Origin of the sequence: Vibrio ostreicida (assembly GCF_013074385.2) — a bacterium.
In the GTDB taxonomy this organism is placed as follows: domain Bacteria; phylum Pseudomonadota; class Gammaproteobacteria; order Enterobacterales; family Vibrionaceae; genus Vibrio; species Vibrio ostreicida.
Genome location: NZ_JABEYA020000002.1, coordinates 373,045 through 393,397 on the forward strand (window position 1 = coordinate 373,045; position 20,353 = coordinate 393,397).

Annotated in this window: 20 protein-coding genes; 9 read left to right on the top strand and 11 right to left on the bottom strand. The window is 45.1% G+C overall.

Translation table 11 applies throughout. The annotated features are described in order from the left end of the window. Positions 1-258: 258 nt before the first annotated feature. Complete coding sequence (gene cysK, locus HLM86_RS05405; protein ID WP_076586618.1) at positions 259-1,227, bottom strand: cysteine synthase A; 969 nt, start codon at positions 1,225-1,227, stop codon at positions 259-261. 194 nt (positions 1,228-1,421) lie between these two features. Next, positions 1,422-2,159, bottom strand: a complete 738-nt coding sequence (gene cysZ, locus HLM86_RS05410) for a sulfate transporter CysZ (RefSeq protein ID WP_076586620.1) — start codon at positions 2,157-2,159, stop codon at positions 1,422-1,424. A 209-nt stretch (positions 2,160-2,368) separates the two neighbouring features. Here cysZ and zipA point away from each other — a divergent pair, with 209 nt between their 5' ends. Together zipA and HLM86_RS05420 are read left to right on the top strand one after the other, a co-directional pair. Beyond that, on the top strand, positions 2,369-3,259 hold the full coding sequence (gene zipA / locus HLM86_RS05415; protein WP_076586622.1) for a cell division protein ZipA: 891 nt from the start codon (positions 2,369-2,371) through the stop codon (positions 3,257-3,259). A gap of 190 nt (positions 3,260-3,449) precedes the next feature. Then, complete coding sequence (locus HLM86_RS05420) at positions 3,450-5,396, top strand: BRCT domain-containing protein (RefSeq protein WP_170882372.1); 1,947 nt, start codon at positions 3,450-3,452, stop codon at positions 5,394-5,396. Positions 5,397-5,709: 313 nt separating this feature from the next. Here HLM86_RS05420 and HLM86_RS05425 read toward each other — a convergent pair whose 3' ends face one another. The 5 genes from HLM86_RS05425 to HLM86_RS05445 all read right to left on the bottom strand — a co-directional run bounded on the left by HLM86_RS05425 (position 5,710) and on the right by HLM86_RS05445 (position 10,260). Beyond that, positions 5,710-6,165 (bottom strand): NfeD family protein, encoded by a 456-nt coding sequence (locus HLM86_RS05425; protein WP_076586626.1) that lies wholly within the window; start codon positions 6,163-6,165, stop codon positions 5,710-5,712. 14 nt (positions 6,166-6,179) lie between these two features. Beyond that, complete coding sequence (locus HLM86_RS05430; protein WP_245798158.1) at positions 6,180-7,106, bottom strand: SPFH domain-containing protein; 927 nt, start codon at positions 7,104-7,106, stop codon at positions 6,180-6,182. A 212-nt stretch (positions 7,107-7,318) separates the two neighbouring features. Next, entirely contained in the window at positions 7,319-8,173 is an 855-nt protein-coding gene (locus tag HLM86_RS05435) for a co-chaperone YbbN (RefSeq protein ID WP_076586628.1), read from the bottom strand. Positions 8,174-8,473: 300 nt separating this feature from the next. Beyond that, positions 8,474-9,301 carry an SDR family oxidoreductase gene (locus tag HLM86_RS05440; protein WP_076586629.1) on the bottom strand — a complete coding sequence of 276 codons (828 nt, stop codon included), beginning with the start codon at positions 9,299-9,301 and terminating at the stop codon, positions 8,474-8,476. 44 nt (positions 9,302-9,345) lie between these two features. Further along, a complete protein-coding gene (locus tag HLM86_RS05445) occupies positions 9,346-10,260 on the bottom strand; it encodes a TIGR01777 family oxidoreductase (RefSeq protein WP_170882373.1) in 915 nt (304 codons plus the stop codon). Between the two features lie 225 nt (positions 10,261-10,485). Here HLM86_RS05445 and HLM86_RS05450 point away from each other — a divergent pair, with 225 nt between their 5' ends. Genes HLM86_RS05450 through HLM86_RS05465 form a run of 4 tightly spaced genes read left to right on the top strand, consistent with a single transcriptional unit; the run spans position 10,486 to position 12,764 of the window. Continuing rightward, entirely contained in the window at positions 10,486-11,220 is a 735-nt protein-coding gene (locus tag HLM86_RS05450) for a DUF1538 domain-containing protein (RefSeq protein ID WP_076586796.1), read from the top strand. Beyond that, a complete protein-coding gene (locus tag HLM86_RS05455; protein WP_076586633.1) occupies positions 11,217-12,011 on the top strand; it encodes a DUF1538 domain-containing protein in 795 nt (264 codons plus the stop codon). The genes HLM86_RS05450 and HLM86_RS05455 overlap by 4 nt, the downstream gene beginning before the upstream one ends. Then, positions 12,001-12,351, top strand: coding sequence for a P-II family nitrogen regulator (locus tag HLM86_RS05460; protein WP_076586635.1), 351 nt, complete (start codon positions 12,001-12,003; stop codon positions 12,349-12,351). The genes HLM86_RS05455 and HLM86_RS05460 overlap by 11 nt, the downstream gene beginning before the upstream one ends. Continuing rightward, positions 12,348-12,764: a CBS domain-containing protein gene (locus tag HLM86_RS05465; protein ID WP_076586637.1), complete on the top strand. Its 417-nt coding sequence runs from the start codon at positions 12,348-12,350 to the stop codon at positions 12,762-12,764. Before HLM86_RS05460 ends, HLM86_RS05465 begins: the two co-directional genes overlap by 4 nt. A gap of 47 nt (positions 12,765-12,811) precedes the next feature. Here the strand turns inward: HLM86_RS05465 and HLM86_RS05470 are convergent, their stop codons facing one another. From HLM86_RS05470 to HLM86_RS05480, 3 genes are read right to left on the bottom strand one after another with little or no spacing between them, the layout of a single operon-like run. Beyond that, positions 12,812-13,096 carry an Rdx family protein gene (locus HLM86_RS05470; RefSeq protein WP_076586639.1) on the bottom strand — a complete coding sequence of 95 codons (285 nt, stop codon included), beginning with the start codon at positions 13,094-13,096 and terminating at the stop codon, positions 12,812-12,814. 25 nt (positions 13,097-13,121) lie between these two features. Then, positions 13,122-13,637, bottom strand: a complete 516-nt coding sequence (locus HLM86_RS05475) for a regulatory protein ToxS (RefSeq protein WP_076586641.1) — start codon at positions 13,635-13,637, stop codon at positions 13,122-13,124. Positions 13,638-13,647: 10 nt separating this feature from the next. Then, positions 13,648-14,496 (bottom strand): transcriptional regulator, encoded by an 849-nt coding sequence (locus HLM86_RS05480; RefSeq protein WP_170882374.1) that lies wholly within the window; start codon positions 14,494-14,496, stop codon positions 13,648-13,650. 250 nt (positions 14,497-14,746) lie between these two features. Between HLM86_RS05480 and htpG the strand changes: the two genes are divergently transcribed. From htpG to hemH, 3 genes are all read left to right on the top strand, one after another. Then, positions 14,747-16,651 (top strand): molecular chaperone HtpG, encoded by a 1,905-nt coding sequence (gene htpG, locus HLM86_RS05485; RefSeq protein WP_076586645.1) that lies wholly within the window; start codon positions 14,747-14,749, stop codon positions 16,649-16,651. Positions 16,652-16,969: 318 nt separating this feature from the next. Next, on the top strand, positions 16,970-17,614 hold the full coding sequence (adk, locus tag HLM86_RS05490) for an adenylate kinase (protein WP_170882375.1): 645 nt from the start codon (positions 16,970-16,972) through the stop codon (positions 17,612-17,614). Between the two features lie 134 nt (positions 17,615-17,748). Next, complete coding sequence (gene hemH, locus HLM86_RS05495) at positions 17,749-18,708, top strand: ferrochelatase (RefSeq protein WP_170882376.1); 960 nt, start codon at positions 17,749-17,751, stop codon at positions 18,706-18,708. Between the two features lie 62 nt (positions 18,709-18,770). Here hemH and HLM86_RS05500 read toward each other — a convergent pair whose 3' ends face one another. Beyond that, a complete protein-coding gene (locus HLM86_RS05500) occupies positions 18,771-20,264 on the bottom strand; it encodes a winged helix-turn-helix domain-containing protein (protein ID WP_170882377.1) in 1,494 nt (497 codons plus the stop codon). Positions 20,265-20,353 lie beyond the last annotated feature (89 nt).

A 20,353-nucleotide genomic window follows, 5' to 3' on the forward strand; every position in this document is an offset into this window, starting at 1 on the left:
ACCAGAGTCAGCATAACGCTTAAATCTTTGAGGTGCCAAAGACAGCGCGTTGATTTAGCGTGACTTTTGATACTGGTTGCAAATTGTCCCAGAGTGATTCCAATCTTTGCTGGATCTCATCACGGGTATAAATGGTCATTCAGCTTTTATTTTGAAGCTAAAAATAAACTGACCCGATATTACCAAAGGTGGGGCAGGGATCAACAAAAAAGCCCCATATCGGGGCTTTTTTCAGTGAAAAATTGATTTGGCAACGGGTTATTGTTGGTTTTCTTTTTCGGTAAATATGCCTGCGAACAGCGCTGAAGTGAGGTAACGTTCCCCAGAGCTGGGTAATATGGTGACGATAGTTTTACCTGCAAATTCAGGCAGTTCTGCAATTCTGTTGGCTGCCACAACGGCGGCCCCAGAAGAGATCCCCGCAAGAATACCTTCTTCTTCCATCAAGCGACGAGCCATGCTGATGGCTTCTTCCGATGTCACCGCTTCTACTCGGTCAAGAAGCTCTAAATCTAGGTTGTCAGGGATAAAACCTGCGCCGATACCTTGAATTTTGTGCGGAGCAGGTTGGATTTCCTCACCAGCCAATGCTTGTGCAATGACAGGAGACTCTGCGGGCTCAACGGCAATAGAAGTGATGTTTCTGCCTTTTTCTTGTTTAATATAACGGCTTGTTCCGGTAATGGTGCCTCCGGTTCCTACACCAGCGACCAGAACGTCGACTTCCCCATCGGTTGCATCCCAGATCTCTGGCCCTGTGGTCTTTTCATGAATTTGTGGGTTGGCTGGGTTATTGAACTGTTGAAGCAAAAGGTACTTTTCTGGGTTACTTGCTACAATTTCTTCAGCTTTTGAAATGGCCCCCTTCATGCCTTTTGCTGCTTCGGTGAGTTCCAGCTTTGCCCCCAGTGCTTTAAGCAGTTTACGACGTTCAAGGCTCATTGATTCTGGCATGGTTAATGTCAGCTTGTAACCACGAGCAGCGGCAACGAAGGCAAGGGCAATACCTGTATTGCCACTGGTTGGTTCAACCAGTTCGACACCGGCCTTGAGAGTGCCAGCTTTCTCAGCTTCCCAAATCATGTTCGCGCCTATACGGCATTTAACGCTAAAACTTGGATTACGTGCTTCGACTTTAGCCAGTACATTTCCGTTGCTGACCTTATTGAGACGGACCAGCGGTGTGTTGCCAATGGTAAGGGAGTTGTCTTCGTAGATCTTGCTCATGGTGTGATCCTTCATCGGTTTAAAGTTTGGTGCCTGACTTTACAGTAGACACCACACTGTTAACGGTTGTTCAGTATTTGAATGTATGGATTGAAGATTAGGCTAGGTAAAAAATCTAGTGAAGAAATAAAAAGTTATAACTTATTAGAATGAGAGCAAGTGCATGTTGTGAGGCCAACATGCACAGTGGTTTGTCAATCCTTGCACTCTGCGACCCAAAAGGCGGTGGCACCGCATACCGCCACAGGCATGACAATCAAGTTTAACAGCGGAATTGTGGTGAAGACTGCCACAAGAGCGCCAAAGCCGTAGGCTTTGCCCTGTTTTTGTTTCAATTTGTAACGCATGTCATTGAATGGGATCTTATGGTTATCAAATGGGTAGTCACAGTATTGTATTGCCAGAACCCAAGCGGTAAAAATAAACCACAACACGGGCCCAACCGTTTGGCCAAGGCCGGGGATCAAGAGCAACACAAATAAACCGATCGCTTTGGGCAACACGTAGATCAACTTACGCCATTCCCGTGCCAGAATTCTTGGAGTGTCTTTGAGCAAGGAGAGTAGGCCATCATCGTTGATTTTTTCTCCGATTAAATACTCTTCTACTTTTTCAGCTAACAAGCCATTGAAAGGCGCGGCAATAAAATTAGCCAGTGTGCTAAAGAAGTAGGTAAACGTTGCGAGTATGGTCATAATCATTAATGGCCATAACACATAACTGAGCCAGTCAAGAAATGAAGGGAGGTAGCTCATTATTTCGACTATCCAACCATCGAGGTGTGAGAAGAGATAGTAAAGAGCGCCACCAACAAGAAGGATGTTGGTCAAAAGGGGTAAAAGTACGAACTGACGAATTCCAGGTCGAGTGGCCAGCTTCAAGCCAAAGAAAAAATAACCAAAACCAGAACGCTGTTGTATGTTTGTATTCATAATTTAAAGGTGACTTATGGTGTAAAAACGAACGCTTTTTATCTTAACAAGAAAAAAGCGTGTTCAAAATCACAACATTGTGTGAACTTCTCACATTAAGTTGTTCTAAAACGGGTGAGAGTTTTGGTAGAGTTAGTTATAGATAGGTTTAACCAGATCCAGTATGTATAGTTGAAAGGCTAAATGTATTGAGTAGATGAGAGCGGAAAATGCAGGAATTGCGATTTGTACTCATAATTGTTGGAGCGTTAGCGATTGCCGCGCTATTGTTTCACGGTTTATGGACAAGCAAAAAAGAAGGGGCAGCCAAATTTGGTAATCAGCCACTTCGCCCGTTAAAGAAAGAAAAAGAGGCCGATTCAGAACCGTTGCCTGAGCGGGGGTTTGCGCCGGATGACGATTTTGAAATCATTCGCAAGGATCGTAAAACTCCGGATTTTGCCGAGCATAAGATTATGTCTGATCCTCTGATCGATGGTTATGTTGAGCCTAGCTCTGAACCAGAGTCGGCTCAACACCGATTTGAAGAGACCGCTGAACTTGAGATTCCGCCTATGTCGGCGCAACCTTTGAGCGAGAGCGTCGAGATACCAGAGACAGACACGCCCTTTCCCGTTTCTGATCCTATTGTTGATGAAACCCGTTTGGACACCGAGCCTGAAGCGACAGAGCAGCAAGAGATGCAAGTCATCGTTCTCAATGTGCACTGTGCGGGCACTGATCCCTTTGTTGGTACCAAACTCTTTGACAGTATGCAACAAAATGGCCTGCTCTATGGCGAAATGGATATCTTCCATCGTCATGCGGATTTATCGGGTACGGGCAAAGTGTTGTTCAGTGTGGCGAACATGATGCAACCTGGTACGCTTCAGCACAATGATCCTGCTGAATTTTCGACCAAAGGCATTTCATTTTTCATGACGTTACCTTGTTTTGGGGACCCAGAACAAAACTTTAAACTCATGCTTAAAACCGCGCAGCAAATAGCCGATGATCTAGGTGGTAATGTGCTGGATGATGCGCGCAATTTAATGACGCCCAATCGTTTGGATATGTACCGCTCTCAGATAAAATCGTTCAAGGCGTTATTGCCAGCATAATCGTCCTCTAGGCTCAAAGGGCTCCGATGTCGGGGCCTTTCTTGTTTGAAAAACGGGATGCTGGAGGATAAACCGCTTGCGATGGTGAGGTTTGTCTGCTTCACCTAAAATCACCGACGACTTAGCTTACGCACTCTTCAAGCAGTGCACCGCTTCTAGGATCTCACTAAAAAATAATCGGTAGTAAATAATGACAGAATTTAAGTTTAACAAGGATCAACTCTCCATCATTTCTAACTTGGACGTCGATCTGGATTTGAACACAGTAGAAGTGGCGATCAAAGACAACACTTTCTATCAGCTTGGCAACGAGGAGCAACTCTCTTACTTGATTGTTGCTAATGCTTGTTATCGTTCTGGCTTTCCAGTGCTCAGTGATCTTCAGTATGATGAATTTAGCAGTAAGTTTGCTGAGAATAATGCAGACCATCCTTTTGTAACCTCAGTTGAATCAGAAGTATTGAGCTTAGGCAAAACCGTTTCTTTGCCTCAGAAAATGTTGTCTACAGATAAAGCCTATTCCATAGAAGAAATTCAAAAATGGCTTGATAGGATCGTTAAAGCAGCCAATGAGCTTGCGCTTGATACAAAAGCCATAGAGATTAGAGTCACGCCAAAACTTGATGGTTACGCTGCGTTTGATGATGGTGAAAGACTGTATACCCGCGGTGATGGTGTGAGGGGGCAGGATGTCTCTAGAGCTTTTGAGCGTGGCCTGAAAGTTGCTCAAAATGGGAAGAGAGGTTTAGGGGCGGGTGAAATCGTTATCGACAAAACGTATTTCGAAGAAAATTTAAGCCAATACTTTGAAAATTCGAGAAATATACAAGCCGCGATTATTGCAGAAAAAAACGTAGATGAACGCGTGTTAGCGGCCATTGAAGAGGGGGCTTGTGTTTTCTATCCGTTTAGCTTAATTACTGACTGGAGAGGTCACCAAGAGGAGTTGATGGCCAATTTTGAGCGTATTATTGATCAAATTTGGAATGCGGTTGGGTATGATGTTGATGGTGTCATTTTGGAAGCGACGCACCCTCGCATAAAGGAACACATGGGAGCGACCAGAAAATTTCACCGCTGGCAAATTGCCTTCAAGATTAACGATGAGTCGGCGGAAGTCGAGGTTCTCAATGTGACGCCACAAACATCGAGAACAGGTAGAGTGACTCCTGTAGCTGAATTGGTACCGACTCGAATTAGTGGTGCGACCATTAGCCGAGTCACTGTTCACCATTACAACATGGTCAAAACCAATGGTGTGGGCCCTGGCGCGACACTGCAAATTGTTCGAAGTGGTCTAGTGATACCTAAAATTGAAAAAGTCATCAAGCCAACAGAGCCTCAAATCCCGCAGGCATGCCCTAGCTGTCAGTCTCATCTTATTTGGGAGTCTGATCATTTAGTGTGCCCGAATAAAAGTGACTGCCCTGCTCAGACAGAAAATACACTGGTGCACTTTTTCAAAACGCTCGGCAATAACGATGGTTTTGGTCCCAAAAATATCGAGAAATTATCAAACCTAGGGATTAAGCACATTCACCAAATGTATGGTCTTAAATCCCATCAATTTACGGCCTATGGGTTTGGAGAAAAAACGTCGAAAAATCTCTTTGAACAACTGCAAGCAAGCAGAGACATTGAAATAGAAGATTGGCGTTTTCTTTCTGCATTTGGTGTGAGTCGCCTAGGCGGTGGTAACGGTGAGAAGTTACTGCAGCACTATTCCTTGGTGGAGCTGTTTGAAACGAGTGTTGATGATCTTGCCAAAATTGATGGATTCGCGGCGGTGAGTGCAGAAGCGATTGTCGAAGGTTTAGCGAATATTAAACAAGAGTTTTTCAAAGTGTATGATCTTGGTTTCACTCTAAGCGTTACACCTAAGTTGTCAGAACAAGGGGGAGCTTCTTCACCGATAGCAGGTGCCACTATTGTCTTTACAGGCACCATGGTACAAGGCAATCGCGGAGACATGGAAAAGCAAGCTAAATCATTGGGAGCCAAAGTCGCCAAATCTGTTACCGGAAAAACGACGTACCTTGTGGCTGGGAGCAAAGTCGGAGAGACCAAGATAAAGGGCGCGAGAGAAAAAGGGGTTAAAGTCCTCTCTGAGCAAGAATATTTAGATTTGATTATTTAAGATCGGCTGACCATAGCGGTAATCGTTATCATTTTGAGCGAGTACCGCCATGGCAAGAGTAGCCTCAGCCCTGAAAGCGGAACGGAAGAAACCCAGTTCTATTTATCTTGGTGACTGGACATGTTTTTTTCCGCAATTTTAGGGAGATTGGCGGAGCACTTGAATGATTTGATTAGCTTCGCGCTCTTTATTAGAGAAAGATCACGAGAGTGAGGCTTGAAGTTGAGGCCCTATCGTTATGGATGTGTTTGCCATAGACGGTGAGATCCTTGATGAAAATAAGGCTCTTTGCGCATGGCAAGAGCCTGTCATATTATTGGATTTTTTCTTCAATGGTAAGAATAATCCCGTCGACATCGATGATTTCGACCAAGCTTCCTGCCGCTATTGGTTTGGTGGTTTGTGCCGACCAAGTGCTGTCACCGACTTTAATTCGATGTTTTCCAGGGGCGAGATCTTCCTCGACCACCAAGGTTTGCCCCAGTAATTGCTTATGTTTTTGGTTAAGATCTCGGTGGCGATCATCAATGGCGTCATGTTTGAATTGGCGTCTCCACCATAGCCATGTGGTGATTAAGGAAAATACCCCGAACGAAACCCACTGAAGCTGCCAGCTCATAGGCAATAAGCTCATTAACACCCCAACAATAAGTGCCGAGAGGCCAAGCCAAAGGAAGTAGCCTGCGGTTCCAAATATTTCAAATGCCAGTAAGGCTAGCCCCAAAGCCAGCCAGTGCCAGTAATTTAAAGATTCGAGTAATTCGATCAAGAGAGCCTCGTACGTTATTCGTTTTTATCTGATTTAAGCGCGAACATTTCAGCAATCCCTGCCACGGACCCCATAAGTCCAGAGGCCTCGAGCGGCAACATGATGATCTTGCCATTCTCGGCGGTACCAATACTACGCAGTGCTTCAGTATAACCCTGAGCAATAAAGTAGTTTACGGCTTTCATATCCCCTTTTGCAATCGCGTCAGAGACCATAGCTGTGGCTTTGGCTTCTGCTTCGGCTGCACGCTCACGCGCTTCTGCTTGAAGGATAGCAGCTTGTTTATCCCCTTCCGCTTTTAAAATTTCAGATTGTTTCTGTCCCTCGGCTTTTAAAATTTCAGCCTGACGGATACCTTCTGCTGAGAGGATGTCTGCCCGTTTATGTCGTTCGGCTTTCATTTGTGCGTTCATCGCAGCGGTCAAATCTGCAGGGGGCTGAACGTCCTTAATTTCGATTCGAGTGACCTTGACGCCCCAAGGGTTGGTCGCCTCATCGACAATATAAAGCAGTTTGCCGTTGATCATGTCACGTTGGCTTAGCATTTCATCCAGTTCCATCGAACCAAGTACGGTCCGAATATTGGTCAGGGTCAAATTACGAATGGCATGCTCAAGATCGTTGACTTCGTATGCGGCTTTTGGCGCGTCAATAACTTGGACAAAACAGACCGCATCAATGGTGACATTGGCATTGTCTTTAGAAATCACTTCTTGTGCTGGGATATCGAGCACACGTTCCATCATATTGACTTTATGGCCAATTTTATCAACAAACGGAACAATGATATTTAGGCCGGGTGTTAAAGTTTGGGTATAACGTCCAAATCGTTCTACTGTCCAGTGATTACCTTGTGGAACGGTTTTGACACTGGCAAAAATAAACGCAATCGCGACAACCAGAAAAAGACCGATTGTAATGAGCATTTGGGACTCGATCATGGGGGATTCCTTATATTTAAGTCTCTGGGGCTATTAAAATATGATAAAGGGCAATAGGTTAGTGTTATATAGCTCAATGAGGGTCGAGCTCAGACTCTATTATGCCGAAAGTTGCTTATTTTGATACGGTAGGGAAACCAAAGAAATGAGAGTTTGATCTAGAATATGTAAAAAAGCCGGATAAACCGACTTTCTTATTTGGTGTTTAAATATTAATACAGAATTGAATAGAGTTGACGGCGATATTTGGCGGCAACGGGGTTACTTTGGCCCAATGCGGATAAAATATCCATAAAGTGCTTTTTCAATTCACCATCGGCAGCATTGAGATTTGTTTGCAGCTGTCCCCACAGGAGCTCTAGTGCTTCTTCATCTCGATTGACCTGATGATAATTTAACGCCAGTTCAGAGATAACTTTGGTATCGTTTGGGGTCTCGTGAAGGGCTTGCTCTAGAGACTGAATTTCCGGACTATTGGCTGCCTGAGCATGAAGCTCCAGTTTGGCGACCAAGCCTTTGTAATAGTTATCTTGATATTCCAGAGGAATGTGCTCCAACCACGTTTTTGCCAGATCGAAGTTTTGGGTCTCAAGATAGCAATCAGAAAGCGCTAATTTGACATCACCAGTTTGCTTCATGTCTTCAGGTAGGGCTTGAAGCAATGGTAACGCTTGAGAGTGCTGGCCTGATTGAATGAGATCGAGCGCTTGTTTGAGGTTGAGTTCATCTTGACTCGGGAGGTGCTTGGTCAGCAGGTTTTGAACCGCTGTTATTTCCTGTGGACCGCCTAAGCCGTCAACCGCCTGACCATTGATGAAAAGCGCAATCGTGGGCAGAGTTTGGATACCAAATTGGCTGGCAATCATCTGTTCTTGTTCACAGTTGAGTAGAGCCAGAGTAAACGCCCCATTATATTGTTGGGCCAAGCTTTGTAGCTCTGGGATGATAAGCGTACTTTCTTGGCTCATCGGTGCCCAGAAATGGACAAGCACAGGGGTTTGCATTGAGCCTTCAAGGACTTGACGGAAATTTTGTTCGTTGAGTTCCACAATAAAAGGGGATTGCATCGGGTCATTCCTTGCCAAAATTGGATTATACCTTCAAACATATGGGCAGAGCTTAAAGATATCAAGGGACTAGGTCAGACAAAACACCGCGAAGGCGTGCGGTGTCTTTCAAATCTGATGTCAGCAAAGGTGCCTATAACACGATAAACAAAGTTAGCGCGATACCCACACCAAGCCAGTTCAATTGGTTTAATGTCATGTTTCTTTACCGAATGTAACGCAAGATAAAATATTAAAGAGAATAAGATCACAATTTAAATTTATCGTTGACGTGTTACGTTAACATGACATGGTGCATATTTAAGCCGCACGAGCCAATATCTGGTCGAGCAATCGCGTGGGCAGCAATCTTTTTAGGATGGCAAAGATCTTGGTGGGTGTTGTGATCCGATAACGAATCTTCGGCTTATTTGACTCAATCGCATCAATTAAAGGGGCAAGGCATGCATCGGCAGGAAGGACGAACGAGTTGTTAGAGGTCTCGTTATCTAGGCGGCTGAGCTGCTGTTGGTAGGCTTTTTGATGAACACTGTTTTGCGTGTCAATCCATTTCATCAAGGCCTTCAACGCATTGGATCGAAACTGAGTTTCAATCGGGCCAGGTTCAAGCAAACTGATTTTAATGTTCGAGTCGGCCAATTCTAGTCTTAGCGTATCTGTCCAGCCTTCAATGGCAAACTTAGACGCGTTATAGGCTCCGCGGTATTTCATTGCAGCAAATCCAAGCACAGAGCTATTTTGAATTATTCGTCCGTGCCCTTGCTGACGCATAATGGGCAGGATACCTTTCACTAATTCATGCCATCCAAAGACGTTGGTTTCGAATTGCTCTCTTAGGGCTTGAGTAGGTAAATCTTCCAAGGCGCCCGGTTGCCCATAAGCCCCATTATTGAACAAGGCATCCAGTTTCCCTTCGGTTATCGCTAACGTTTCTTGAATGCCTTTAGTGATGCTGTCGGTGTCACTGAGATCGAGTTGGATGCAGGTGAGGCCTTGTTCATTAAGTCGTTTGACATCTTGGGCTTGGCGGCAAGAGGCAATGACTTGGTAACCTCTGTTATGCAGGGCGTGGGCAGACACATAGCCGATGCCACTAGAGCAGCCTGTGATCAAAATTGATTTTGTCATGGTTTCCTTTTGTATAGAGTCCAGCATTAGGCTAGGGTAGAAGATTACTCATGATGTTGTAAGATATTTTTTAGGGCGGGTTCTAAGCGTGAATAGCTAAATCTAAAACCCAGCTCAGTGAGTTTTTTGGGTTTCGCGCGGAGGCTGTCGAACAGCAATATGGCGCTTTCCCCCATTGCAAGACGCAGTGTCCATTTTGGTGTAAACAGGAAATGAGGGCGATTGACCGATTGGGCCAGCGTTTGACTGAACTGCTTGTTCGTCACGGGGTGGGGAGCGCAAAAATTAAACTCACCACTGGCATGCTCGGTGTCCAGTAGGTAAACAATCCCTCTTGCCATATCCAGCATGTGGATCCACGGCATATATTGTTGACCGCTGCCGATCGGCCCCCCTAATCCTAGTTTGTAAGGCAAAAGCATTTTACTCAGCGCGCCGCCACCGAGTCCAAGAACGATACCGGTGCGAAGTAGACACACACGAGTTGACTCTGAGCGAGCATGGTTGGCTAGCTGTTCCCATTTGGCACAAACATGATGAGGAAAGCTATCTGATTGAACATGCAAGGCTTCATCGAAGGGGTGAGCTTGCTGATCTCCATAATAGCCGACAGCCGAACCACTAATAAATACGGAAGGTGGGCTCGTACTGGCATGAATTAAATCGACGATTTGTTCTGTTATACGCCAGCGGCTTTTACAAATAATCTCTTTTTGTTGCGCGGTCCAGCGTTTGTCAGCTATGGGTTCCCCCGCTAAATTGACCACGGCATCAAACTCATTGAGGTCATTGAAGCTGCTCAGTTCAGACACATAAGTGATATTGCCCATATCAGCATGATTGACGGCTGATTTCGCTTTGTCTGGGGAACGGGTAAGTAGAACCACTTCGTGAGTGGTCAAGTGCTTAAGCAGTTCTCGGCCTATAAAACCGGTGCCACCAGTGAGTAGTAGTTTCATGCCAATCTCCTTTCACCCTCCACTGTTGCCTGAATAATCAGTATACATCAAACCTCAAAGATTATAGCAAGTTAGCGGTTTTTACATTCATATACCATTAAGAAACTGTGATTATCACAGAATTCACACTCGGTGGCGTTGATTGGCTGTTTCGCCAAAGTAGTCACATTTTCTCGTGAATTCATTTGTCATTCTAAACAAGTACTTCATAGACTCGAGATCATTATGCAGGCGATTCTTGCGCTGTTGAAAGCGTTATTTGGGAGCTTAAGAGATCTTCTGCCTATTGTGGCTGTGATCGCTTTTTTCCAAGTGCTGGTGTTGCGTGAGCCCTTGCCCAATATGTTGTCTATCGTTGTTGGCTTAGTCTTGGTCGTGATGGGCTTAAGCTTCTTCATTTTTGGGTTGGAAATGGGGTTGTTTCCGATTGGAGAGTCTATGGCGCAGGCTTTCGCTCGAAAAGGCAGTGTTGGCTGGCTAATGGTGTTTGCATTTTGTCTTGGTTTTGGTACGACGGTGGCTGAGCCTGCCTTGACCGCGGTTGCTAAAGAAGCAGCGAATGTTGCTTCGGAAGGGGGAATGATCTCGGCAGAAACACAGGCGATGGAGGACTATGCCAATGGTTTACGCTATACCGTTGCTTTGTCTGTAGGTATTGCCATTATGCTCGGTGTCCTTCGGATACTTAAGGGGTGGTCGATACAATATATGATCATCGGTGGGTACATTGGAGTGGTTGTTCTGACGTTGTTTGCCCCTGATAGCATCATTGGCGTTGCGTACGATTCAGGCGGCGTGACGACGTCAACGATTACGGTGCCGCTGGTGACCGCATTGGGGGTCGGATTGGCGTCGGCTATAAAAGGGCGTAATCCCATGATTGATGGCTTTGGTTTAATTGCCTTTGCCTCGCTCTTACCCATGATGTTTGTGATGATCTATGGCATGGTGATCGCATGATTGACTGGTCTCAGTTTCTGGATACTTTTGGCAGTACAGTCAGCGATGTGATGCCGATTGCCAGTATTATTTTTGGTTTTCAATTTGCGGTATTGCGCCGTCCAGTGACTAACCTTCCCAAGGTATTACTTGGCTTTGCCTACGTTATTGTCGGTTTGTCTTTGTTTCTTATTGGATTAGAGATGGCGTTGTTTCCTTTGGGGGAAACCATGGCTATCCAGCTTACCAACCCCGAATTTATTCAGGCATCGAAAATCTCCCCATCAGATACCGTCGTCTGGAAAGACTATTACTGGGTTTACCTGTTTGCTTTTAGTATTGGTTTTAGCACCACGATCGCCGAGCCTTCCCTGATAGCAGTGGCGATAAAAGCCAGTCAGGTGTCCGGTGGTGCCATTAGTGTTAATGGTCTTCGTTTTGCGGTGGCATTCGGTGTGGCAGCAGGAATCGCATTAGGGAGTTATCGGATCGTTGTTGGAGACCCTATCCACTATTACATTATTGCAGGCTACATTATTGTGGTTATCCAAACTTTCTATGCGCCTCAATTTATCGTTCCTTTGGCTTACGATTCAGGTGGGGTAACCACGTCAACGGTTACCGTGCCTCTGGTGGCTGCTTTAGGGTTGGGGTTGGCTTCGACAGTACCAGGGCGTAATCCCATGATTGATGGTTTTGGGTTGATAGCGTTTGCTAGCTTGTTTCCAATTATTTCTGTAATGGGCTATGCCCAGATGACTCGTTGGCTGAGTAATAGATCAACGCAGGAGGACACCAAAAATGCGCTTTAAATTGATATTGGCTTTTGTGGAAGACGGTAAAACCGAGCGAGTACTGGATGCGGCTCGAAGTGCAGGCGCGACTGGGGCAACCGTGATTAATCATGCCAGAGGTGAAGGTTTGAATAAGAAGCCGACCTTTTTCGGTTTGACGCTTGAAGTGCAGCGAGATGTTTTGTTGTTTGTGGTTGAAGAGCATCTTGCTCGATACATCCTCGAGACCATTAGTGATGTGGGTGAATTCGATCAAGAATCAGGGCAGGGAATCGCGGTACAGATTGATATAGAGGATGCGGTAGGGGTTGCGCATCAGGTAGAAACGCTAACCAAAGTTGTAGGGGATGAGCTATGAGCGAACATGAAACTATCCGTGTCAGAGATGTGATGGGCAGCGCCTACGTTATGATTGATGGGTTAACAACAGTTCGAGAAGGCATTCAGTTGGCTAGGGCGCATGGGGTCAAAGCGTTGGTGATCAATAAGCGGAATGCTGACGATGAATTTGGTTTGGTCTTAATGAATGATATAGCGAAGAAAGTACTAGCAAAAAATCGCTCGCCTGATCGGACCAATATTTATGAAATTATGACTAAGCCAGCGTTATCAGTTCAACCTGATATGAATGTAAAATACTGCGCTCGTTTGTTTGAGCGCTTTGGTATTAGCCGAGCACCTGTGATTGAAAATGGCGAGATCATTGGATTGGTGAGCTATAACAATATAGTGATTAATGGTATGGCTCGAGATGACACTAACCTTGTATGACGCTTCAAACAAGGTGGCATCTTTCGCGTTTGGCTGATTTATGTTGTTTAGGTCTTATGACTATCTGAGTGACCGAGCTCGCGATCTGGTGCGATGATGTCCCTGACTTTTTGTTTCAAGACCTTGGCTTCAGGAAAACCTCCTTGTTGTTTTCTTTCCCAGATCAATTGGCCATTACAGTGTATCTCGAATCTTCCTCCCGTATCGGGGTGAAGGGAAACTGTGCCTATCTCTTCACTGAAGGTATGCAACAACTCTTGCGATAACCAGGTCGATCGCAGCATCCAGTTACACTGTCGGCAGTAATAAATATCAATGTATGCTTTGCTCATCTTGGCAGCAGCCTTTATTCGTGACTTAATTAGAAAACAAAACGGTAGAACCGTGGTTCAAGCTGGTTAGCAGCAGCGCTTTTTCATTCACAATATCGATGCGACGACTTTGTTGGGCATCCATTTTAAAGATCTGAGTAATCAAGTTGAGTTGGTCGGCGGTAAAGTCTTTACTCTGTGGTGAGGAGACATTTTTGAACTCAGTTGGAGAGATCAGCAAATAGTTGTCACTGATGTCCCATTCTCCTTTTTCCGAGATACTAATGACACTTTCGGCATTGGCGTTGTCGCCATAAAGACGTACGGTTGCGTAGCGATTGTATTTTCCGTTGGGCAAATATTTTACGTTTGAGTCGACATTCACGCGGCGCAGTGAGCCGACGGATTCTTCCTTAAGACTGTCGGAAATGACCGTAACCATCTTTGATTGCCACTCATTGGCGATAAGCACTTGTTCCAGCTTCAGATCGCTTCCCCAGTAAAGCCAACTGCTAAACAAGGCCGAGATAACCAGAATACTTGCTGCGAATTTTTGGTTCATATTGTTATTCCTATTGGCAGACACTACTTAAGTCCTGCTGCATTGCAAAAATGCGCACCGTAATGTTTTCACCAGAACTGGCGAGAGAGTGGATATAGTTAAGTATCAATTGATTGTTTTGTCCGCCCGTCGCAATGACTTCAACCGGTAATTTATCGATGTGAGCAGTATTGTAACGCTTGATACACTGTTCAATCGAAGGGTACCATTTACTTAAATCTGGGTGATTGAGAGGCGTCATCACTGGCGTATTGTCGTACATAGCTACTTGGCGAAACTTTGACTCTGCTGGGTTAGTAAACAGCAGTACGCACAACGGCAGTGTGACGGCAAGCGCAAGCATCACTCTGACTAACCAGCTTGATTTCTCTGCGGTGGTTGCGGAGTCTGAGATGCTCGACTCAGCAGTGGTAGAATCTAGACCTTGTTCTTTGGCCCTATCGTATGAAGAGGACGCCTTATCTGAAAGCTCGCCGAGATCGTCAGTGTCTAAGAGATCACCAGCCATTAGAGGCGTCGCTCGTTCTACGCTACAGATCAGTTGATAGCCGCGTTTTGGAACGGTTTTCACGTACTCAGGGGTTTTGGTGGAGTCCTGAAGCTGTTTACGCAGCGTTGAGATGGCCTGAGTCAGGCTTGAATCATCGACTTCAAAGCCTTGTTCACGCCAGACAAAGTCATGCAATTCATTGCGAGAGACAATATCATTGGGCTTTTCAGCCATTAATAGCAGGATACGGCTCTCATTACTCCCCAGACGGATGACCTCATCATCATTTAATTTGTCCACCAGAGAATTTGTGTTGGGGTCAAACGTAAATCGGTTAGCAAGATTAAACTTAGTGCCTATATTACTCATTTGTTGTGACCATAGTTGCGTATGAATATCATCAAGTGTTGGAAATCCCAGTGTTCTAGGGGGTCTTCTTTAGTTTTTTTGATTTTTTTGATGAGCAAGGATAGACAAAACCAGATCAAAAAAACAATGTTTTTATGATTTTTGACCTTGAATTTACAATTGTCACCCTCATGTTAATCCTCAGGTTATGTCAGTATCGAACCTGATTTTAGTCGTCAGGTTCGATCATTTTAAATGTTACGGAGCTAGCATGAGCGATACAGCAACACCAAACAAAGAAACTCGTGGCTTTCAATCAGAAGTAAAACAGCTACTTCATTTAATGATTCACTCTCTTTATTCTAATAAAGAGATCTTTTTGCGCGAATTGATTTCTAATGCCTCTGATGCAGCAGACAAATTGCGCTTTCAGGCGCTATCTGATTCAGGTCTCTACCAGGGTGATACTGACCTAGGGGTCAAATTGTCTTTCGATGAAGCGTCGAATACGTTGACTCTTTCAGATAACGGTATCGGAATGAGCCGTGATGATGTTATTGAACATCTAGGTACGATTGCCAAATCAGGGACAGCGGACTTTTTCTCTAAACTGTCAGAAGACCAGTCAAAGGACTCTCAGCTGATTGGACAGTTTGGCGTTGGTTTCTACTCAGCCTTTATCGTAGCTGATGCCGTGACGGTTCGCACGCGTGCTGCTGGTGTATCAAGTGATGAAGCTGTGCAGTGGCATTCTGCTGGTGAAGGTGATTACACCATCGAAACGGTCAAGAAAGAATCACGTGGTACGGATATTGTCTTGCATATGCGCGAGGAAGGAAAAGAGTTCCTTAGTGAGTGGCGTCTGCGCGAAGTGATCAGTAAATATTCTGATCATATTGGCATTCCAGTCTCGATCCAGACGGTTGAGCGTGACGAAGAAGGTAATGAGACGGGCGATAAGAAGTGGGAGCAAATCAACAAAGCTCAAGCGCTTTGGACTCGCAACAAGTCAGACATCTCTGAAGAAGAGTACCAGGAGTTCTACAAGCACGTATCACATGATTTTGCTGATCCCCTTTTATGGAGCCACAATCGCGTAGAAGGTAAAAACGACTACACAAGCTTGCTGTATATCCCGGCGAAAGCCCCTTGGGATATGATGAACCGTGACCATAAATCTGGCCTGAAGCTGTATGTTCAGCGCGTATTCATTATGGATGATGCCGAGCAGTTCATGCCGTCTTATTTACGTTTTGTGCGCGGTTTAATTGATTCAAACGATTTACCACTTAACGTGTCACGTGAAATTCTGCAAGATAACAAGGTCACTCAATCTCTACGTAATGCGTGTACTAAACGTGTGCTCACTATGCTTGAACGCATGGCAAAGAATGACGAAGAAAAATATCAGTCATTCTGGAAAGAGTTTGGTTTGGTGCTTAAAGAAGGCCCAGCGGAAGACATGGGCAACAAGGAAAAAGTGGCAGGGTTATTGCGCTTTGCATCAACAGAAGCGGATTCTGCTGAACAAACCGTGGGGTTAGAATCTTACGTTGAGCGAATGAAAGAAGGTCAGGATAAAATTTACTACCTGACGGCTGACAGCTACGCGGCGGCAAAGAATAGCCCTCACTTAGAACAATTCAAAGCCAAAGGCATTGAAGTGGTTCTGATGTTTGATCGCATTGACGAATGGTTGATGAACTATCTGACTGAATTTGACGGTAAGCCGTTCCAGTCAATCACGAAGGCGGGTTTGGATCTAAGCTCGTTCGAAGATGAAGCGGAAAAAGAAAAGCAAAAGGAAACAGAAGAAGAGTTCAAATCTGTTGTTGATCGCACCAAAGAATATTTGGGCGAGCGGGTCAAAGAAGTTCGTACCACCTTTAAGTTGGCTTCAACACCAGCGGTTGTTGTGACGGATGATTTTGAAATGGGTACGCAGATGGCGAAACTGCTTGAAGCAGCGGGTCAAGCGGCACCAGAAGTAAAATACATCTTTGAAATTAACCCAGAACATGAGTTGGTTAAACGCATGGCGGACGAAGCCGACGAGGAGGCCTTCGGCCGCTGGGTTGAGGTGCTTCTGGGTCAGGCGATGTTGGCAGAGCGTGGAGCAATGGAAGACCCATCACAGTTTGTGGGTGCGATTAATTCACTTCTGACGCTTCGTTAATCGGTCATTCTCCAATGAAAGCTCGCAAAATTGCGAGCTTTTTCAGCTCTACCGAGATTGGGTTAATAAAACGCCATGTGTTTGCAGTTGAATATGAGTGTTTCAGCACTGTTTCACCGTAAGTGACATTGGCAGTTTCAATTATGTGGTAGACTGCCATCTTGAAACAAAGTGATCGGGCGTGTATTGTGCACGCCTGTTTTATTGTCGTTACAAAAACAATTATACCGAAACTTACCGTGTGTCTGAGCGATGTGTCTTGAACCACCGCATAGTGAGCTTCGGTATAAATTATTATTATCTTTGAGAGGATTTAACATGCGCATCATTCTTCTAGGTGCCCCAGGTGCAGGCAAAGGCACACAGGCTCAATTCATTATGGAGAAGTATGGTATTCCACAAATCTCTACAGGTGACATGTTGCGTGCAGCGATCAAAGCAGGCACCGAAATGGGCAAACAAGCCAAAGCGGTAATTGATTCTGGCCAACTCGTGTCTGATGACATCATCCTTGGCTTAATCAAAGAGCGCATTGCTCAGAGTGATTGTGAAAAAGGATTCCTACTCGATGGCTTTCCTCGCACCATTCCTCAGGCGGATGGCTTGAAAGAAATGGGCATCACGGTTGACTATGTGATTGAATTTGACGTGGCCAATGATGTGATTGTTGAGCGTATGGCGGGTCGTCGTGCTCACCTGCCTTCTGGTCGTACTTACCATGTCACTTTTAACCCACCTCAAGTGGAAGGAAAAGATGACATAACAGGTGAAGCTTTGGTGGTTCGTGATGACGATAAAGAAGAAACAGTGCGTGCGCGTTTAGGTGTTTACCACGAACAAACGGCACCACTTATCGAGTACTATGGTAAAGAAGCACAGTTGGGCAACACTCAGTACTTGAAATTTGACGGTACTAAGCAAGTTGCTGAGGTGAGCGCAGATATTGAGAAAGGGTTAGCATAAATTGCTAGCGGCTAATTTTGAAAATTTGCTATAGTGAAAGCGACCCCTAACAGGGTCGCTTTTTTTATGCCTATACCTTGATCTATAAAGATCTTTGTTACGTACAACGTCAATTTTAGTGTCAATAGGAAACTATGCAAAGCAATAAAAAACAGGGTGTATTACTGGTTAATTTAGGAACCCCGGATGCGCCGACTGCGCCTGCGATTAAACGCTTTCTGAGTCAGTTCTTACATGATCAGCGCGTGGTTGATATGACGCGTTGGTTATGGTGTCCGATTTTACATGGTGTGATATTGCCCATTCGTTCGCCAAAAGTAGCCAAACTCTATCAGATGGTATGGATGGAAGAGGGCTCTCCTTTATTGGTTTATTCCCAAAAGCAGGCAGAAAAATTGGCGTTGAACGTCGATATCCCGGTCGAGTTAGGTATGACCTATGGCCGGCCTAGTTTGCAAATGGGCCTCGAAGCCTTGCTGAAAAAAGGTGTCGAAGAAGTGATTGTTCTACCGCTGTTTCCTCAGTATTCAAACACCACGACAGCGGCAGTCTCTGATGGTCTGACCAAAGCATTCAAACATTTGCCCGTTATGCCAGGGTATCGGCTCGTGCGAGATTATCATGACCACCCTCTTTATATTCGAGCTTTAGCGGACAGTGTCAGGCGTTCATGGGAAAAGAATGGGCGGGGTGATTATCTACTTTGTTCTTATCATGGTATACCGCAGCGCTACGCGGACAATGGCGACATCTATCCGCAGCATTGTGAGATGACCACTGAGTTGCTTGGCAAAGAGCTTGGATTGAACGCAGATCAGATTGGGATGACTTACCAGTCTCGTTTTGGTCGAGAGCCGTGGTTGCAACCTTATACTGATAAAACCTTGGAACGTTTACCTGCTAAAGGCATTAAGACATTGGATATTATGACGCCTGCCTTTTCATCCGATTGCCTTGAAACATTAGAAGAAATATCGCAGCAATGCCGTGAAATTTTCGAAGATGCAGGGGGCACTGAATTTAACTTTATTGCGTGCCTCAATGACGATGACCGGCATATCGAAATGATGGTCGATCTGATTAAAGGGTCTTAGTTTCTTAAATTGACATCTAGCCACTGTTTATTCAGTGGTTTTTTTTCGTTCAACGGATGGGATTATTGTTCCTCATAGGGCTGGCAAAATTGCTCAAGCCCTTGCCAAAGGACGGACTGAGAGTCATGAATAGCTTTGATATCGTGTAGGGCTTCCCGCCATAAATTGAGGCAAGAGTTTTGCCTGTCTGACGATGAGTAATGTTGCAACACCTGCTGCGCGGATAAAGTACTGGTCAAAGCCGATAATGCTTTGAGGTGGTAACTCATTGAGCGTTGTTGCTCACCCATTACCCTGCTGACGTTCGACTTTAGCGTAAAGACCAAGGCATTGTCAGGGATTTCCTTGAAGTATTCACGTTGTAACATTCGTAAACTGCGCTCGATATCTCCGGAACGATAAGTGAGCAGGGCGAGGAGTACATGTAAATCTGTATGGGGAACCGGGGTTTGCTGTCTGACTTTTTTTAGCCAGGCGGTGAAATCTTCTGGAGACACATCCATAAACAGCAATTCTCGGGTATAGAAAAAGATATCGATATCCGAGTGAGAGCGTAACAAAACCTGATCCAGAACCTCTGGTGACATTGGCTTAAATGTCTCCTCGAAGCTTAATGTTGCTTGGTCGATGGTTTTTGGTAGTTCAAAATATTCGCGAAGATCACCGTTAATTTGATTAACGGCCGTTGAGAGTTCGGTTGGCGCCATCGGGTAAACTTTTCGCCATGCGACGCGGGTCGATGCGGAGTAATAGAGCAGGCTTTCTAAGCTGAATGTCCCATTCGTATTAGTCCACAAGTTGAAATTGAGTGTGTAGTCTGAATCGAGTACGGCATCTGAACCGGGAAAGTGCTGATGCTCGCTTAAACTGTGCAAATAGTAAGACGGTGAAAGTTGGTTAGACAAATGAATATAGGGAAAGCGGCTTTGTGAGTACAACAGCAATGTCTTTAACGTCAGCGCGGTATCGGCAAGGCTTTGTTCTTCATAATTGACACTATCTAGTAACAGCCTGACCTGGGGAATGAACAGGGAACTATCTTGTTGTTTTATTTGGTAATGGAGCCAATTATGGTGAGCCAGTACACCACAAGCTATTAAAAGTGGGAACACGAGAAGCCAAACCCATCGATTCGAAACAAGAGGCTTGGTGTGAAATTGACTTATCTTAACAGCCTGTTGGTCTGTTTTTTGACTGCCTTTTTTTAGCTTGACACTACTTTCCGACAGAAAATAACCCCGTTTGGGGTAAGTGACGATGATTTTATTGGGGTCAGATTGTTTCGAATGCTGACGAAAAAGATTGCGTAGTAAGCTAATCCGATTGGTGACGACGTTATTTGAAATATGCTGGCTTTCCCACACTGATTCGATAAAGGTCTCGATAGAGGTCGGTTCACCGACATTGGAAAGCAAAATTTCAAGTAGGGCCAAATTTCGGGGTTCTAGGGCAATGTCAACTTGATTGGAACGCAACACCTTATCCGTTGGACTGTACGTTAGATCGGCAATTGCAATGTCACATTGTGCTATTTTTGCTTGTTCTAGTATGTTCATGCTGCTCTAATCACGGACAAGATCACGAGGAAAGCCGAACATTGTACCGAAGATGAGCGTTGCTGGTAAATGTCTTTTTTAAATGACTT